Origin of the sequence: Streptomyces sp. IBSNAI002 (assembly GCF_052244475.1) — a bacterium.
GTDB lineage: Bacteria > Actinomycetota > Actinomycetes > Streptomycetales > Streptomycetaceae > Streptomyces.
The window spans coordinates 1,464,725-1,480,796 of sequence record NZ_JBQPXG010000002.1; the positions used below are offsets into that span (position 1 = coordinate 1,464,725).

Here is a 16,072-nt window from a genome sequence, read left to right on the forward strand (position 1 = left end):
CTACTTACCTCTGGGGGTGTTCGTACCAGGCCGCGATCGAGTGCTTGTAGCCGACAGGCATGTTCAGGGCGCCGACCTCGTCGCGGTGGAAGAGGCCGAGCTCCTTGTGCTCGTGGCTCAGGATCGGATCGCGGTCGGGGGTCAGGACGGTACAGCCGTAGGTGACGATCAGGACGCGCCGGCCGGGAATCGGCTCGTAGATCCAGGTACCGCCCGCCAATTCGGCGCCGGCCGTGACCGCCCAGCCGGCCTCTTCGGCAATCTCACGTTCCAGGGCCTGGGCGGGGCCGGCGTCGGCGGGTGCCGAACCGCCCCCTTCTACTCCGATCTCCAGCCGTCCGCCGGGCAGTTCCCACTCAGCCCGTTCGTTCTTGAGAAGCAGTACCCGGTCCTTCGAGTCGAGAGCAACGCCCTTGACGGATACGGGCCACAGCGAGGGCTTGTACATCGACCGTCCCTGAGAGGTGGTAGCTGGGGTGGCCCTCGGAACGTAGCACCACGCTCGCGGCAGCGACTCAAGTTGCCGGATATGTCCGAGTCGACAGTCTGTCGCTTTACGCACGCAGCCGCCGGTCCGGACCCTCGTCCCACCGCCCACCGCATGAGGAGCACGTTGATGCCGACGCTCAGCCTGTTCGAGGCCCACCGCACGATTCGGACCATTCCGGAGCAGCCTCGCGGCATAGCTGCCCAGTTGCAGACCCAGGGACTGGCGACCGTCGAGGGCCTGCGTACTCGCACTGCCGTACTCGCCCTCGCCCAGGCCATGATGAGGGTGGTTCCGCACCGGGACAGCGACTCGGATGAACTCACCACGATCCGGGACATCGGTCGGCGGTCCCAGCAGCCGGGCTTGGGAGGACTGGGTAACGGTGAGCTCCTGCCGCACACGGAGCGCTCGAGCGAGCCGCATCCTCCACGGCTGATGCTCTTGGTGTGCCAGCGCCCCTCGGCCAGAGGCGGCGACGTGGTCCTGGCCGACGGCCGGGCCGTCCACGACTACCTCGCCGAGCACTCCCCCGCTGCCCTGGAGGCCCTCGCCCTACCGAACACCGCCTTCTACGGCGACGGTGGCGGTCACCCGTCCCAAGTCTTCACCCGCTATCCCGGCCGAAGAGCTTCAATCCGGCTGCGCCAGGACTCTCTGGCCGCGTTCAGCCCCCTCGTCAGCGGGTATCTCCCCCTGCTCCGACAGGCCATCGGCGCAGTGCAACAGCGCCTCACCCTCGAAGCGGGTCAGGGCTACCTGATCGACAACTCCCGTTGGCTCCATGCGCGAACCGCATTCACTGGCGACCGGGTTTGCCTGCGCGCCCTGGGCGCCCCCCGCTTCCCGATGCTGACTGGCTTCTCCCACGCAGCCCTGCGGCAGGCAGCCGGCGCACCAGTGGTGGACGGAGGTGGCGGGCTGTGACAGCTCTCCAGGCCTCTCGATGGCCCCCGGTCAGCCGGGACGTCCCTGACCTTGTGTCCGCATACGAGGACGTGCTTGCCTGGCCCCTGATCGTGGGGAACGACATCGTCTCCACGCGCCGCGCGCTCTCGCTATTGCGGGAGTCCCCCCATCTTGAGCTGCACACGACGTGCTCCGCGTTCGACGCGGTGATCGTGCCCGCCGCACTGGGGTCGGATCTCCTTGTTCTGGCCGATCGCCGTGACCAAGACCTCCCGCCGCTTCCGGCCCTCGCGTACGGAAGTGGCGAGAAGGTACTGCTCGTCGCACCGGGGACCGCCGCCTCCCTGATCGGGGTGGCGGGTGTTCGGGTGGAGTCCGGTCCAGGTGGCCGTGTCGCCCTTCCTCCTGCCGGTGGAGCGCGATGGGACACATGGCCCTGGGCACTCACCGAGCCCAAACCCGTCACCTTGAGTGACGGCATCTGCCTCATGCCGCTCCTTCGAACGGCCATGGCCAGCACGCTCCCCGGTTAGCCAGTTCATCCCCCCGCCCCTGCGGGCCCGACCGCCCGCGTCCGCTTCTCCGAGGAGTCGTCGTGTCCGTCTCCGCCCCTGCACGGCCGAGTCCGCAGGAGGACGTCCTCCTCCTTATCAACGGCTTGACCCGCGCCCGCGACTTGACCGCCTTGTCGGAGGCCGCCCGTACCTGGGACGCCCTCGACCTGGCCACCGGGCCTTCGGCTCCCGCCGCCCACGAGATCCCGGCGTTGATCACGGAACTCCAGGGGATTTTGCACACGCTCGTGGGCTGTGCGCCGCGATTACTAGCCATCCACCGGAAGGCGGTGGTCTCGGAGCAGGCGGAGGAAGCCGCGATGGAGAACGTTCTCCTCCGCGCCCAAGCGCTGCTTCGCAACCCGGCAGCAGCCCAGACGGAGCTGGGCTACCTGCGCCTTCTGGCCGGGTCCGCGGGGGTGATCTTCGACCTCGCCGGCGACACCCCGTAGGCAACGACCTGCCGCACCGCACCACTCGAACATCGGCCCCGGCACCCGTCATGGCCCCCTTCAACCGAGGACTTCCGATGTGCCAGCACGAACCCCGCTGCCCGGACGCCGACTCCGCAGACCGGGACCAGGCCCAGCTCGTTGCCCACGCCGTCTCCCAGGGGTGGGGCGTCCTGTGCAACGGTTTGATGATCTTCGACGACACCGGTGCCCTTCTGCCGGACGGGCAGATCATCGCCCCGCAGCGTCCCCTCCCCACGCTGGCCGGTGCCGCATGACCGGCCCAACCACCACCGTGACGGTCCCCCTGGCCGCGGTCGCGCAACAGCTGACGGAGATGGGGCGTGCTGAGCGCCGCACCCAACTGATCGCCTGGCGGATTCCCTCGACGCATCGGCAGAAGGAACTGCTCCAGGTCCAGCGGACCAATGCCGACCGCCTCAAGGGAATCGTGTCCGCCCACGGGTGGCCGACGGCCGGGATGGTGGGCGACGAGGCCGCCGTCTACGCCGTCCGGATCCTGCTGGCCTGTCAGGAGACTGCCTTCCTGCTCCAGTGTCGCGACTTGATGAAGCCGGCCGTCGACAGCGGCGAGCTCCCGGAGCAGCTCTTCGCCCACGTCGTAGACGTCTGCGCGGTCACGATGTCCGTGCCCCAGACCTACGGGACCCAGGTCAATCCCCGCACTCTGCGCCCGTACCCGATCAGGGACGTCGAAGCCGCAGAGCGCCTGCGAGCCGACATCGGGCTTGTGCCCCTGGCCGAGCAGACCGCCGACTACCTCGCGCGCGGTGCGGGTCCTGACACAGCGGGACGGGGCCGACCGTGATCGACACCAACCCCACTCGTCCAGCCGGCGGGTCTGACGGACGCCGAGCCCACGTCGCCAAGGACTCCCCGGCCCGTCTGAGGCGCCTGGCAGTGGCCGTCCTCACACTACGCCGCCACCTGCGCAGCACCCCGGTAGCGGTGCCATGCGGGGCGTCGAGAGCGAAGACGGCCCGGGTTCTCGGCTCGCCCCTCGGTCTTTCGGAATCGCTGGCCGCGGCCGCGCTCGGCGTCCTCGAACAGCGCGGCGACCTTGCCTTTGCCGGTCGCACGCTGGTCGTCGTCCCCCCGGGGCAGCCGCACCCCGACGATCTGGACATCACCATCCTGATCCAGGAGACCGCCCTGGCCTACCGCCCCGGGCAAGTCCTGCCTCACGGGCTGATCGCCCTGGACGCCGGGGTCGAGGCGGCGCGCGTACGGCGCGCGGCCCGGCCGTTGATCTCGTCCGGTCTCCTGCGGTACCGGCCTCACGGGCCCCACGGGCCCGGCCTCTACCTCCGTGAGCGCCCCGCACCCCTCCGCTCCCCCGTCCCGGAGGAAGTCGCGTGCGCACGGTGACCCTCCTCGCGGTCGACAGCGCACGTGCCCCGGTTCCCCTGCCGGCTGCCTCCGGCTTCTCCCAACCCCTTGCGTCCCCAGTTGCTGGTTCCACGCCTGAGGGTTTGAGCTTCGACATCCGCAGGGCCCTGGATATAGCGCACCGGGCCCTGATGATCGAGACACATGCCGCCGGCTACGCGGCGTGGATCCGCTCGACGGTGTTCCTCTGGATGCCCCTGGCCCTCGAAAGGGCCGAGGCCGCCGCCGGATCGCCCAGTGACACCGGCCGATGGTCCGGCCTCATCGCCCATGCAGACCAGAGCGATACCGCGCACGTCGCGAGCCGCCGGTACGCGCCGGGGATGCTGCTGAGCCGGGAGACGACGGCCACGGACCTCGGCGTGCCCGCCGAACTGGTGCCGCTCGCCTTCGCCGACCTTTCATCAGCCGGCGTGCTGACCTCCTCCCATCACCGAACCATGGTCTGCGGGTCCCGTGACGAGCGGCCCGGCCGGGCTCGCCACCTCTCCGACCGGCTGCTCGACCAGATGGCCTTCGGGCTCTACCCGCCCGAATCCAGTCTTCCGGGCGCCGCAGAGCTCGGCGACTACACCGTCTCCGACGTGAAGCTGGTCACCGAGGCCCTGTGGCTCCTGGAGCACGACGGGTGGATTGCCCGGAGACGGGGTCGGCCCGCCCTGGTCCTGCCCTCTGCTCATCTGCTCGCCCGGCCCGAGTACCTCGCGGAGCTCCCTCCTGCCCAGGGCGGGAGGTGTCCCGCGCCAGAGGTGCTCCGCCTCGCGATGCGCGAAGCCCACAACGCATGGCGCCACCGCCGCTTCTTGCCTCCCGAGGAAGTCACAACACGGTGGGAGAGCCTGCGGGAGATGGCCGTCGTGCTGCTGGCGGACCGCACCGAGGACACCATCGGGCCTCCGGACCGTGGCCGGCACGCCGTGCTCCTCCTCCAGGAGGCGGTCCACGCGCCGCTCCCGGACACCAGCCATGAACTTCACACGTCCTTGACCACCGCCCCCTATCAGCCGGAGCCGTTCATGACGCCCCGATGCGCAACTGGATGCCGCCCGGCTGATGGCGGACGTCGTAGCAGCGCGGAGCGGACCGGGGGAAAGGCCGCTTCCACTGCGGAGGGCCGGGTTCTGGGTGGCCCCCGTCAGCGGGGCTTCCGGGGAGGTTCGGTCAATCAGCGGAGGCGGGCCGGTGCCGTTTCCGGGCGGGAGGGCGAAGCCGCCTCAGCCTCTGCCGACCTGTTGGTCTGCCCCCGCATGTGCGAAGCCGTGGATGCTCTTGACATACGGGATCGCCCCACCGGTGGCTCGGGGTCCTCGGCTACAGCTCTGGGCTGCTCATGCGGTTGCCGCGAGCGCCGTCCGGGCCTGATGGGTGAAGTCGGCTACTTGAGGCTCGGTGCGCCAGGGGCCGAGGGCTGTGGTGATGTCACGAACGTAGCCGTGGGCTCGGCTGGAGTGGACCTTGCGGAGCACTTGCAGGGCCTGGGCGCCGAGTTGGAGGCCTTGAGTGAGGTCGCGGGCCTGAAGGTGGCTGGTGGCCAGGACCGCAAGGCGGATGCCGACTGCGCGGGTGAAACGGCCAGGGGGCATGGCGTCTGCCTGCCGGGCCCAGGTGAGGGCGGCCTTCGGGTTGGCCAGGTCCCGGTAGATCTCGGTGGCGTCGGTGGCCAGGCGGGCGTGGGTGAAGTAGGCGAGCCATTCGGGGTCTTGGGTGTGAGGGCCGATCGAGTCGAGGAGGTTCTCGGAGAGGGCCAGCGCCGTGCCCGCCGCCCGGGCGTCGCCTTCTCGGGCGTGGGCCCGGGCTTGGGCGAGCTTGGCGAATGCAAGGACTCGGGGTGCCGCATGCCCCTTGGCCCGCTCGAAGGCGCCCTCGGCCATGTCTGCTGCTTCGCGAGGGAATCCCCGCAGGAACGTCTGCAGGGACATGGTCGTCAGGACGTAGCAGCCGATCTGGACGTCTCCGGCGGCCCGAGCCAGGCGCAGGGCCTGGACGAAATGGCGCTGCGCGAGTTCGTGCTGCCCCATGTCGAAGGCGCTCCATCCGACGACGCGGGAGAGCTCGGCGGTGGCGGTGAACAGTTCTTTACCCACCGTCTCGGTGTAGGTCCCCGACAGCAGCGGGGCCGCCTTGAGCTTGAGGCACTCGGTGACCGAGTTCGCCTTGCCGTTTCCGCCTCCGTAACGGGAGTCCCACAGCCGGGCCTCCTCGGCGGCCTGCCAGAGGTCCTCGACGTCGCCGCGCCCCACTCGTTGGCCGCCTTGGTGGGTGACCGCCGGGTCGGCCGGTGTGGTCATCCATCGCATTACCGGAGTGGCGTAGGCGGATACGGCAAATCCGCTGGCGATGAGCTTTCGGCGGTCCACGGTGCTCCAGTAAGTCGCGGCGACGCGAACGGCGTCGGCGGGGTCGCGTACGAAATCCAACCCCATGCCGTCGTCGCCTCGTTCACGGCGGTACATACCCATTTCTTCGAGACTGATGGGTCTGCCGAGGCGTTCATGCAGCGCAGCGGCCAGGAACTCCGGTGCCCGGCCCCGCGGGACCATCCCCAGATTCACCCAATTGGCGACGCTGGTCTTCTCGTAGCGGGTGACGACGCCGGCCGCCGCCGCGATCTTGTTGATCTGCGCGGCCAGCGAGATGTGGCTGGCCCCGGCGGCCTCGATGAGTCGCGCCAGCGCCACGTTCGGCTGTCCTGCCCGCCGTTGGCTGCCTGCCACAGGTCCCTCCCTGTTCGATTGTCGCGCCGTGCTTCGAAGGTGGATTTGAGCGTAGGGGGTCGGGTGCGGGGCCGCATCGGTTCGTGGGGTGTTCGCCCCCCTAGTTCGCCTCCCGCAAAGCCTGCGGGCCAGGTTTCCTGTGACGCAGACGCCAAGCGGCACGGGGCTCGGACTGGACTCGCCCCGCATGCGACCTTGCCTTCCCCCGTGGAATTCCCCCTCGCGGCGCGTCCTTGCGCCTTCTTCTTGAAGGGACAACCGAGTTGATCGAGATCTCACCGGCCCGGGGCCTGACGGAGCCGTCGGCGCCCTCCGCGGCGGAGGCTGTTGCCGCGACCGGCTTCACCACACGGACCGACCTGGGCCAGTACTTCCTGCGATCTGAGGACTCGGCGCTGCGCCTGCTGGCGTCCGCGGCTATCCCCAAGGGGCGGCAGGTACTGGAAGTCGGCGCCGGGCTGGGAACCCTTTCCCTGGCTGCGGCTAGCGCCGGGCACCCTCTGTGGGCGGTGGAGAAGGACGACCGGCTCGGGGCGCACCTGACCGGCCGTCTCTCCGGCTTCGGCGAGGAGGCGCGGGTGACCATCGCCGATGTCCGGGCCGTCGACCTGGATGGAGGGCTGGCCGCCGGGACCCATCTCCTGGCGATCATGCCCTTCGACGCCGCCCTCTCCACGGCTTTGACCCTGCATGTCTTTGCCTCCCCGCGGGTGGAGCGGGGGCTGGTCGTGATCACCAGGCAGACGATGGCGCAGCTCGACAAGGAGAGCAGCGGTCTGCGCCTGGAGGAGGTCGATGGCATATCTCGCTCCGACTTCTGGCCCGCGGCTCCGTCCGTTCTGCGTGTCGTGTCGATCGAGCGGAGTTGAGGAGCGTGCAGCAACTGATCGCGACCGGCTGCTTCCACTCCAATGTCCCCGAGGGCAACGGGATGCTGGCCGTCCTGCGTGAGCGGAGGCAGGCCGGGGCGCTGGTCGTGGACGCCGGCGACTTCTTCGGCGGCAGCGCCTTCCACGAGTTCTCCGGGGGGCGGATCGAAGAGCGGATCCTGCGCGAGCACTACGACGCGGTCGTGCCCGGGAACCATGACCTCGCCGACCTGATGAACCTCGCCCGCCCTGACCTGTTCCCCCCCGTGATCTGCGCGAACCTGCGCCCGCCGCCCGCCTTCCGCGGACAGTGGGAGAGCGGCCTGGTGCTGCATGGCCGCGAGCTGGACATCGGCATCGTCGGCTACCTCGGCCGGCAGGCTTTCGAAGCGATCCCGGCTTCGGAGCGGGCCGGATTTGCCTACGTCGAGCCGACTGCCGGGCTGATCGCGGCGGAGCGGGACCGGCTCCTGGAGGCCGGCGCGGACCTCGTCGTCGGCGTCAGCCACTCCGGGTTCGCCCACGACATCACCGACCAGGCCCGCGACTGGCCCCTCACGGTGGTCGTCGCCGGCCACTGCCACAGCCCGTCCTCCCACTGGTTCTCGCACGGCCGGCACGTCGCCAAGGCGCCGGAGACCGGCATGGGGCTGCTGCGCCTGGGCCTGGACCGGGCGGGTGCCCACCGCGTCACCATCGACACGTTCAACTGCGACGCCGAGCCGGCCGAAGGGCTCGCCAATGATGTCGCCGCCTTCCGCCAGTGGGGGTCGGACCGCGTCGGCACCCTGCCCGTGCCGCTGCCCGACCGCGAACGCGCCGCCCGCGCCCTCGTACGACAGGCCCTGCGCGATACCCGGGCCGGTACCTTCCTCGTCAACACCTTCAGCCTGCGCACCGGCCTGCCCACGCAGGTCCTGCGTAGCGACCTGCTGAACTGCGCGCCTTTCGACAGCGACATCGTCGTCCTCGACGGCCTGCATGACCCGCAGGCTCTGGCGGGCAGGGCCGTCGAACTCGGCGAGGGCGTGACGAGCGCGCCCGACACGCCGCCAGCAGAGCTGGCCGTCGTCGCCACGACCCGCTACCTCGCCGACCGGTTGGGCCTGGCCTGCCGACCGTCCGATCCGCCGTGCACCCTGCGCGGCATCCTCACCCGCCTCACCGAGGAGACGTCCCCATGAACGACTTCGCCCCCCTTCCAAGCCGGGACCTGACGCACAGCGCCGCAGCTCCGCGGGACTTCGCCGACTTGGTGCGCGGGGCCGGGAACGATCGGGCCCTGATCGCCTTCGAGGACCCGGAGGCGCACGCCCGCAACATGGAGCTGTCGCTGAGCCTGCTCTCCGCCCTGGGCCCTGTGCTGGCGGTCTACCCGCAGGACGGATGCTGGAGCGCGCTGAGCGTGCGCACCGACGCCGACCCGGGCCGCACGCACGGTGTCGGTGAGAACCGGCTCCACGTCGACCTCGTCGACCGGACCCTGATGCCCCGCTACATCGCCCTGTACTGCGTACGCGCGGACCCCCGGGACGGCGGCGCCTCGGCGCTGGCGAACCTGCGCGAGGCAATCGAGGACCTGACCGACACGGACCGGGCGGTGCTGGAGGAGCCTGTGTTCTCCTACTTCACCGACCAGGGCGTGCACGGCGTCGGCTCGAGTCTGGACACGTTCGCGGTCTTGCCTCCGCCCGGCGAGAGGGGCCCGGTCCGGTTCACCGCGAAGATCCTGCCGCACCTGGAGAAGGGGGAGCTCCTGACGGCGGGCACCGACACCCGCCGTGTCGCTGATGCCTTCGGCCGGTTCGCTGCCCTGGTCGAGCGCCGCCGCACCACGGTCCGTCTGCTCCCCGGGCAGCTTCTCGTCTTCGACCAGCACCGCTACGCCCACGGCCGGATGCCGCTCGGTCCCGACCAGGCGGTGCTCGCTCCGGACGAGCGGCGGCTCCTGCAGCAGACCTACGTCGGAGGCGTCCTGTGATCCTCACCGGCCCCGCAGTCCGGGACGCGGTCGCGGCGGGGGCGATCACCATCGACCCCTTCGACCCCGCGCTCCTGAACCCCAACAGCTACAACTACCACCTCGGCAGCACTCTCAAGACCCTGGTCGGCCGGCCCGTCAACCCGCACCGCGAGACCGAGACCAAGAGCATCGAGATCGGCCCGGACGGTTACATCCTGCAGCCCCACACCCTCTACCTGGGCGCGACCGTGGAACGGATCGGCAGCGCCCAGTACGTGACGAGCCTCATCGGGCGCTCCTCGTTGGGGCGGCTTGGCACCTACCTCCAGGTTTCCGCGGACCTCGGCCAGCTCGGCGCCATCCACTGCTGGACCCTGGAAATCGTCGTCGTGCAGCCGCTGCGCGTGTACGCGGGGATGCGGATCGGACAGGTCAGTTTCTGGCGTCCCAAGGGCCCGACCATGCCCTACGGCGGCTACTACGGAACGCTCAGCGAGCCCGCCCCCTGTTCGCCCCGCGCCGCCGCCGCCGGCACGCACGTACGGGAGGCAGTCGCATGATCCTCACCGGCCCCGAGATCCACGCCCGCATCGAACGTGGCGAGATCAAGGTCTCGCCCTACGACCCCGGCCTCATCCAGCCGAACTCCCTCGACTTCCGCCTCGGGGACACCATCGGCTGGTACACGGGCGAAGTCCTCGACTGCGCACGGGAGAACGCCTTCGAAGAGCACCCCATCCCCGCGAGCGGAATGGTGCTGTCCCCGGAGCGCATCTACCTCGCGCCGACCCGAGAGCGGATCGGCAGCGACTCCGTGGTCCCGATTATTCGCGCCAAGTCCTCCACGGCCCGCCTGGGATTGTTCGTTCATGTGACCGCAGACCTGATCGACCTCGGGTCCTACGGACAGCTGACCCTCCAGCTGCACTGCGTCGAGCCGGTGCAGATCTATCCCGGCATGTTGATCGGCCAGGCGACCTTCTGGGAGACCAGCGGAGAGGTCGTCCTGTACGACGGCAAGTACCAGAACAGCACCGGTCCCATGCCCTCCCAGTCCTACCGCGACTTCGAGACCCGGTGACCGCCATGACCAGGTCACACGCCGACGTGCACGGGCACGTGGTTGCCGTCGTGGCCCATCCCGATGATGCGGAACTGCTGTGCGGAGGAACCCTCTTACGCCTTCACCAGGGCGGGACCCGCGTCAGCGTCCTGACCGCCACCCACGGTGCGAACGGCGTCTCGGTCGCGGACAGCGCGGCGGGACGGCGCCTGAGCCAGGAGGAACGCGTCCTCGAGTCCGCCGCGGCCTGGGCCGGTACCGGAATCGAGCTGTCCTGCCTCGGCCTGGAAGACGGTGCCCTGACCGCGGACCGGCACCTGATCTCCCTCCTTGAAGCCGAGCTCGTCCGGTCCGGGTGCACGACGCTGATCACCCACAGCCCGCGCGGGGCCAATGACCACCAGGACCACCTCGCGGTAGCGGCGGCGGCCTCGAACGCGGCCACCCGGGTCACCACCTGTCACACCGTCCTGTACGGCGAACCCCACGCACCGCGCTCTGGGTTCACTCCGACCGTTCTCGTCGACATCACCGACGTCCTCGACGACAAGGTCAAGGCCCTGCACGCCCACCAGAGTCAGGCCGGACGCTGGTACCTCAGCGAGGAGTACACCCGCCACCGCGCCGCTGACGCCGGGTGGCGGCTGCACCCGGCCGCCGCCGCGGCAGGCCGCGCCTTCGAGGCGTTCGAGACACCCCTGCTCACCCTCTGCCACCCGGCCCTCGGACTGGAGCCCTCATGATCTACATCGAGCAGCCCGGGTTCGCCCCATGGCTGGGCTTCTGCGAAGCGCTCCTCGGCTGCACCACGGTCGCCCTGTACGACGACGTCCAGTACACCGAGGGCGGTTTCCAGAACCGCAACCGCGTCAAGACGCCCCAGGGGGCGGCCTGGCTCACCGTGCCCGTCGTCCGCGACACGGGCCAGCTGATCCGCGACACCCGCCTCTCTGACGCCTTCGACCCCGACAGCCTGCTGCGCCGCGTCCGCCTCACCTACGCCCGCGCACCCTACGTCGAGGAGGCGCTGAACGTACTTCGCCCCGCCCTCGGCGCAGACCACCGCTGGCTCCTTGACCTGAACGTCGACCTCATCACCCAGATCGCCACCGCGCTCGGCTCGCGCACCCGCCTGCGGCTCACCTCCGACATGGACACCACGACCGACAGCGACAAATCCCTGCGGCTGGCGCAGATCACCATCCAGGCCAACGAGCAGGTGATGTGGGCCGGTTCAGGCACCCGCGGATATCTCGACACCGACTCCCTGGCCGGCCACGGGATCTCCGTGGTGTGGAACGAGTTCGCGGACCGACACCCCCAGTACGCGCAGACATGGCCTCGGCAGGGCTTCATCCCCGGCATGTCGTTCATCGACGCAGTATCCGCGACCGGCTGGGCCGGTCTGGCCGCGATGCTGCGCACCGGACTGGACGCCTACCTCCCGACCGCGTCCACAGGAGCAAGCGCGTGAAACGACACCGCATCCTGACCGGCATCGACCTGCCGCTGGAGCCCTCCTGCGGCTCGACCATCTGGTGCAACGACACCTACCCGCGGCTGACCAACTACTTCCACACCACGTTCGCCGCCCTAGCCGGCTCCGGCACCTGGAAGCACAGCTTCGAAGAGACCATCGACCTCGCCTCCCCGAAGGCGCCGTACGGACCTGCCTTCGAGCAGTACGCCGACGCCCTGACCCGCGAGGTCGCCCAGATCCTCACCCGCGCAGAGCCCGACCTCATCCACGCCCAGCACCTCGGCTTCGGCCTGGCCCTGGCCTTCGCCCGCGCGGCCGGCGCCGTCCCCGTGATCTCGATCGCGCACGGCACGGACATCATCGCGGCCACCGAGAGCGACCAGGCCCGCGCGGTGCTGAACGAGATCGTCGCCGCGAGCACGGCGGTCGCCGTCCCCAACCAGGCCATGGCCGGCCAGGTGAACACCCTCACCAGCAACCGGTACGCGGACCGGCTGGTCACCATCCCGTGGGGCATTCCGCTCCCTTCGTCCCCCACCGCCACGCCCACCACCGGCAGCGGCTTGCGGCTCCTGCACGCCGGGCGCCTGGACGGCAACAAGTCGACCATCACCGCCATCGACGCGCTCGCCGCCACCCGCGAGCCGCACCACCTCACCGTCATCGGCAGCGGACCCGAACTGCCCGCCCTCCAGGCCCGCGTGCAGCACCACAGCATCGCCCACAGTGTCACCTTCGAACCGTTCGCACCCCGTGACGATCTGTGGGCCAGGTTCCGGGCCTACGACGCCTTCGTGTTCACCACCCGCACCCTGGAGGCGTACGGGCTGGTGGCGATCGAAGCCCAGGCACATGGTCTGCCGGTCCTCTACAGCGACGTACCAGGCCTCGGCTCCACCCTCGGCCACGGCGGCCTGTCCTACCCGCCCGGTGACAGCCAGGCGCTCGCCGCGGTCATCGACTGCCTGGCCGCCAATCCGCACCTGCGCCAAGTCCTCCACCAGTCCGCCGTCGACAACAGCCGACGGCACAGCATCACCGCCACCGCCGACCGCCTCGGCGCCCTGTCCGACACTGTGATCGGAGCAGCCCGTGCATGACACCCCCCTCTACACCAGCACCCTGTGGCCCCCGGTCCGCCCCCGCGCCGCCGACCCCGGGTCCACCACGATGGAGCTCCTCGACTCCCTCGGCCTGGTCTCCGCCACAGCCGCGAGCGGTGTCTTCACCCTCCTGCCGCTCGGGCTGAGGGTCCACGACCGGCTGGTCGGCATCGCCCGCCAGGCCTTCGAGGAACGCGGCGCTCACACGGTCGCCTTCCCCACCCTCCAGAGCAGCAGGCTGTGGAGGGAGACCGGCCGCTGGGACGCCTACCAGCGCGAGGGCGCCCTCCTGACCGCCCGGAGCCGCAGCGGCGAGGAAATGTGCCTGGCGCCGACCTCCGAGGAGATCGCCACCGCCACGGTCCGCGACCGCCTGCGGTCCCACCGTGACCTGCCCGCGCGCCTGTTCCTCAGCACCACCAAGTTCCGCGACGAGCTCTCCCCCCGCGGCGGCCTCATGCGCTCTCGCGAGTTCACGATGGCCGACTGCTACACCTTCGACAGGAGCCCCGAGGCGATGCAGGCCTCGATCCGCTTCCTCAACGACGCCTGCGCGGCCGCCCTCACCGGTATGGGCTTGACCGGCACCTTCCAAGCCCCCGCCGACGGAGGCAGCATCTCTGCCGGCCCCAGCACCGAACACCTCCTCCTCGGCGACAGCGGACAGAGCACCATCCTGGCCTGCGGGCACTGCGGCAACCGCGGAGACGCCGCCGTCCTCAGCTCCCAGCCCACTCCACAGACGGGGGAACCCGTCGTTAACGTCATCGCCTTCGCCTTGACCGGACCCGACGGCAGATGCCAGCCCACCGCAGTCGCCATCCGCTCCGACCTCCAAGTCAGCACCCGCAAGCTCGCCGAAGCCACCGGCGCCGCCCACGTCACGCTCCTGGACCCTGGCGAGCTCCCGGAGCTGTACGGCACCCCAGCTGGCACCCTCACCCCGTGGGACGCCGCCCGAGCCGCCGGCACCGCCCTGCTCTTCGACACCTCCGTCGCCTCCCTGGAGAAGTTCGCCATCTCCGACGTGGCCGACGGATTGCGCACCTCCATGTCCTGGGACGGCGGTCGCGGCCTGCCGGCGCTCACCCCCTCGGGCGCCGACGTCCACCAGGCCACGCCCGGCTCCACCTGCCTCCGTTGCCACCAGGGCCACTACAGAGACACCCACGCAGTCGAAGTCGCCCACGTCTTCGAACTCGGCCGCCAGTACTCCGCACCCATGAACCTGACCTTCACCGACGAGCACGACGCCCCCCAGACACCCTGGATGGCCTGCTCCGGCATCGGCATCACCCGCTGCCTCCAGACCGCCGCCGAACTCCACCGCGACCACCACGGACTGCGCTGGAAACCCGGCACCGGCCCCGCCGACCTCCACATCACCGTCCTGCGCGCCGACCTGCCCGCCATGCGAGAGCGCACCGACCGCCTCGTCGGGCAACTCCGCGCCCTCGGCCTGAGCCTGCTCGTCGACGACCGCCCTCTGCCCGCCGGCAACAAACTCCGCTACGCCCGGCTCCTGGGCCTGCCCCACCACGCGGTCATCTCTCCCCGCCACAGCGAAGGCGACGTGGAGGTCACCAACCGCTGGACCAGCCGCACCATAACTACCGAATCCAGCAAGCTTCCCCGAATCTGCTCCACACGCCGATAGAACAAACAACCCACTAAACCGCAGACGGTGCCGCCTGAATTCGGATATCAGGCGGCGCCAATTCGGGCTGCCATAATTCACCAACAGTCCCTAATTCTCATCCCAGGCAGTCCACATCCCGGCATTGACATGCCACGACGGGCCACCCTATGGTCTCCGTCATCGTAATAAGTACGGGTCGTAGCTCAATGGTGGAGCACGGCAAAAGCGTTGCCGAGGAACTGGTTCGAATCCAGTCGACCCGACCAAACAAAAAATTCAATTCTGCAGGTGGATGCGGCTGCAGCGTGCCGCACGGAACTCGAATGGGAATCCTGTGAAGATCGCTATCACTGGCGGTGCGAGCGCCGGTCACGTCGTCCCCGCCCTGGCGGTGGCCGACGAACTCGCCACCTTCGGAGCCCAGCTCGTGTTCATCGGCCGTGGCGGCAGCATCGAAAGCGAGTACGCCGAGCGCGCCGGCCTGCCCTTCCGGGCCGTGCCCGCCGCCGGGCTGAAGCGCCACCGCTCCTGGGGCAACCTCCTCATGCCCCTCACCGTCCTACGTGGTGTGGCGGCCGCCTGGCGCGTGATGCGTCTCGAACGCCCCGACGCCCTGTTCTCCAAGGGCTCATACGTGTCGGTCCCGGTCGGGATGGCCGCGTGGCTCTGCAAGGTCCCTATCGTGATCCACGAGTCCGACCGCTCACTCGGGCTCGCCAACCGCATCCTCGCGCGCCTCGCCGAAACCGTCTGCTTCAGTACGCCCCCCGCCCCGACGACACCCCGTTGGCTCTCCGCGAAGGCAGCCGTCACCGGGCTTCCACTGCGCTCCGACCTCACCACGGCTGACCCCGACGGACTCCGGGAACGCCTCGGGGTGACCGGCAGCGCCCGGGTGCTGCTCGCCTTCTGCGGCAGCAGCGGCTCTCAACGCGTCAACCAGGCCGTCCGCGCCCAACTCGACGCCCTGTGCGACCAGTACGCAGTCCTGCACGTCTGCGGCAAGGGCAACCTGGATCCCAGCCTCGAAGGACGAGCCGGGTACTGGCAGGTCGAGTACCTGCACGAGGACATGAACGACGCCCTGCACCTCGCCGACACCGTGATCGGCCGAGCCGGGGCAACCACCCTCGCCGAACTCGAAGCTCTCGCCATCCCCGCCGTGCTCGTACCGCTGCCCACGTCCGTCAGTCGCGGCGACCAGATCGAGAACGCCGCCGCCTACGCCGAACGGAATCCGGGCCGCTGCATCGTCGTCGCGGACGAGGCCCTGACCGACGGCAAGCCGCTCGTGGAGGCCTGCGAGAGACTCCGCGAAGCCCCACGCGAGGCAGACCCAGGCACCGTTGCACATCACGCCCGCGAGGCGGCCGGCCAGGTTGCTCGGCTGACCTTGGCCGTCGCAAGGTCAGCCCTCGTGCGGCGATGA

Annotated in this window: 17 protein-coding genes and 1 tRNA gene; 16 read left to right on the forward strand and 2 right to left on the reverse strand. The window is 69.9% G+C overall.

Translation table 11 applies throughout. From position 1 onward, the window contains the following. Positions 1-4 precede the first annotated feature (4 nt). Complete coding sequence (locus ACTVZO_RS07100; protein ID WP_443297561.1) at positions 5-448, reverse strand: NUDIX domain-containing protein; 444 nt, start codon at positions 446-448, stop codon at positions 5-7. A 168-nt stretch (positions 449-616) separates the two neighbouring features. Between ACTVZO_RS07100 and ACTVZO_RS07105 the strand changes: the two genes are divergently transcribed. The 5 genes from ACTVZO_RS07105 (at position 617) to ACTVZO_RS07125 (ending at position 3,791) form a co-directional block, all read left to right on the forward strand. Beyond that, positions 617-1,414, forward strand: coding sequence for a TauD/TfdA family dioxygenase (locus ACTVZO_RS07105; RefSeq protein WP_443297562.1), 798 nt, complete (start codon positions 617-619; stop codon positions 1,412-1,414). Positions 1,415-1,991: 577 nt separating this feature from the next. Beyond that, positions 1,992-2,402 carry a hypothetical protein gene (locus tag ACTVZO_RS07110; RefSeq protein ID WP_443297563.1) on the forward strand — a complete coding sequence of 137 codons (411 nt, stop codon included), beginning with the start codon at positions 1,992-1,994 and terminating at the stop codon, positions 2,400-2,402. 77 nt (positions 2,403-2,479) lie between these two features. Further along, a complete protein-coding gene (locus ACTVZO_RS07115) occupies positions 2,480-2,680 on the forward strand; it encodes a DUF5999 family protein (RefSeq protein ID WP_443297564.1) in 201 nt (66 codons plus the stop codon). Beyond that, positions 2,677-3,231, forward strand: a complete 555-nt coding sequence (locus ACTVZO_RS07120) for a DUF6624 domain-containing protein (RefSeq protein WP_443297565.1) — start codon at positions 2,677-2,679, stop codon at positions 3,229-3,231. Before ACTVZO_RS07115 ends, ACTVZO_RS07120 begins: the two co-directional genes overlap by 4 nt. Before the next feature lie 92 nt (positions 3,232-3,323). Then, positions 3,324-3,791, forward strand: a complete 468-nt coding sequence (locus ACTVZO_RS07125; protein ID WP_443297566.1) for a hypothetical protein — start codon at positions 3,324-3,326, stop codon at positions 3,789-3,791. A gap of 1,349 nt (positions 3,792-5,140) precedes the next feature. Here the strand turns inward: ACTVZO_RS07125 and ACTVZO_RS07130 are convergent. Continuing rightward, on the reverse strand, positions 5,141-6,526 hold the full coding sequence (locus ACTVZO_RS07130; RefSeq protein ID WP_443297567.1) for a sporulation protein: 1,386 nt from the start codon (positions 6,524-6,526) through the stop codon (positions 5,141-5,143). A 263-nt stretch (positions 6,527-6,789) separates the two neighbouring features. On the opposite strand from ACTVZO_RS07130, the gene ACTVZO_RS07135 reads away from it, so the two are divergent. The 11 genes from ACTVZO_RS07135 (at position 6,790) to ACTVZO_RS07185 (ending at position 16,072) form a co-directional block, all read left to right on the forward strand. After that, on the forward strand, positions 6,790-7,395 hold the full coding sequence (locus ACTVZO_RS07135) for an rRNA adenine N-6-methyltransferase family protein (protein ID WP_443297568.1): 606 nt from the start codon (positions 6,790-6,792) through the stop codon (positions 7,393-7,395). 5 nt (positions 7,396-7,400) lie between these two features. Next, positions 7,401-8,579 (forward strand): metallophosphoesterase, encoded by a 1,179-nt coding sequence (locus ACTVZO_RS07140; protein ID WP_443297569.1) that lies wholly within the window; start codon positions 7,401-7,403, stop codon positions 8,577-8,579. Further along, the gene (locus tag ACTVZO_RS07145; RefSeq protein WP_443297570.1) at positions 8,576-9,376 is read left to right on the forward strand and encodes a TauD/TfdA family dioxygenase; all 801 of its coding nucleotides are present in this window, start codon (positions 8,576-8,578) and stop codon (positions 9,374-9,376) included. Before ACTVZO_RS07140 ends, ACTVZO_RS07145 begins: the two co-directional genes overlap by 4 nt. Next, positions 9,373-9,918, forward strand: coding sequence for a dCTP deaminase (locus ACTVZO_RS07150; RefSeq protein ID WP_443297571.1), 546 nt, complete (start codon positions 9,373-9,375; stop codon positions 9,916-9,918). The genes ACTVZO_RS07145 and ACTVZO_RS07150 overlap by 4 nt, the downstream gene beginning before the upstream one ends. Next, a complete protein-coding gene (dcd, locus tag ACTVZO_RS07155; protein WP_443297572.1) occupies positions 9,915-10,439 on the forward strand; it encodes a dCTP deaminase in 525 nt (174 codons plus the stop codon). The genes ACTVZO_RS07150 and dcd overlap by 4 nt, the downstream gene beginning before the upstream one ends. A gap of 5 nt (positions 10,440-10,444) precedes the next feature. Beyond that, positions 10,445-11,164, forward strand: a complete 720-nt coding sequence (locus ACTVZO_RS07160; RefSeq protein WP_443297573.1) for a PIG-L deacetylase family protein — start codon at positions 10,445-10,447, stop codon at positions 11,162-11,164. Continuing rightward, the gene (locus tag ACTVZO_RS07165) at positions 11,161-11,895 is read left to right on the forward strand and encodes a WbqC family protein (RefSeq protein WP_443297574.1); all 735 of its coding nucleotides are present in this window, start codon (positions 11,161-11,163) and stop codon (positions 11,893-11,895) included. The genes ACTVZO_RS07160 and ACTVZO_RS07165 overlap by 4 nt, the downstream gene beginning before the upstream one ends. Then, positions 11,892-13,001: a glycosyltransferase family 4 protein gene (locus ACTVZO_RS07170; RefSeq protein ID WP_443297575.1), complete on the forward strand. Its 1,110-nt coding sequence runs from the start codon at positions 11,892-11,894 to the stop codon at positions 12,999-13,001. The genes ACTVZO_RS07165 and ACTVZO_RS07170 overlap by 4 nt, the downstream gene beginning before the upstream one ends. Then, entirely contained in the window at positions 12,994-14,661 is a 1,668-nt protein-coding gene (locus tag ACTVZO_RS07175; protein ID WP_443297576.1) for a proline--tRNA ligase, read from the forward strand. Before ACTVZO_RS07170 ends, ACTVZO_RS07175 begins: the two co-directional genes overlap by 8 nt. 174 nt (positions 14,662-14,835) lie before the next feature. Then, a tRNA-Ala gene (locus tag ACTVZO_RS07180) sits at positions 14,836-14,909 on the forward strand. Positions 14,910-14,977: 68 nt separating this feature from the next. Beyond that, positions 14,978-16,072, forward strand: a complete 1,095-nt coding sequence (locus tag ACTVZO_RS07185; protein ID WP_443297577.1) for a UDP-N-acetylglucosamine--N-acetylmuramyl-(pentapeptide) pyrophosphoryl-undecaprenol N-acetylglucosamine transferase — start codon at positions 14,978-14,980, stop codon at positions 16,070-16,072.

Excerpts from the sequence above, each read along its gene's own strand:
- ACTVZO_RS07100 (WP_443297561.1), bottom strand. The coding sequence starts at position 448 with ATGTACAAGCCCTCGCTGTGGCCCGTATCCGTCAAGGGCGTTGCTCTC.
- ACTVZO_RS07105 (WP_443297562.1), top strand. The coding sequence starts at position 617 with ATGCCGACGCTCAGCCTGTTCGAGGCCCACCGCACGATTCGGACCATT.
- ACTVZO_RS07115 (WP_443297564.1), top strand. The coding sequence starts at position 2,480 with ATGTGCCAGCACGAACCCCGCTGCCCGGACGCCGACTCCGCAGACCGG.
- ACTVZO_RS07120 (WP_443297565.1), top strand. The coding sequence starts at position 2,677 with ATGACCGGCCCAACCACCACCGTGACGGTCCCCCTGGCCGCGGTCGCG.
- ACTVZO_RS07145 (WP_443297570.1), top strand. The coding sequence starts at position 8,576 with ATGAACGACTTCGCCCCCCTTCCAAGCCGGGACCTGACGCACAGCGCC.
- dcd (WP_443297572.1), top strand. The coding sequence starts at position 9,915 with ATGATCCTCACCGGCCCCGAGATCCACGCCCGCATCGAACGTGGCGAG.
- ACTVZO_RS07160 (WP_443297573.1), top strand. The coding sequence starts at position 10,445 with ATGACCAGGTCACACGCCGACGTGCACGGGCACGTGGTTGCCGTCGTG.
- ACTVZO_RS07165 (WP_443297574.1), top strand. The coding sequence starts at position 11,161 with ATGATCTACATCGAGCAGCCCGGGTTCGCCCCATGGCTGGGCTTCTGC.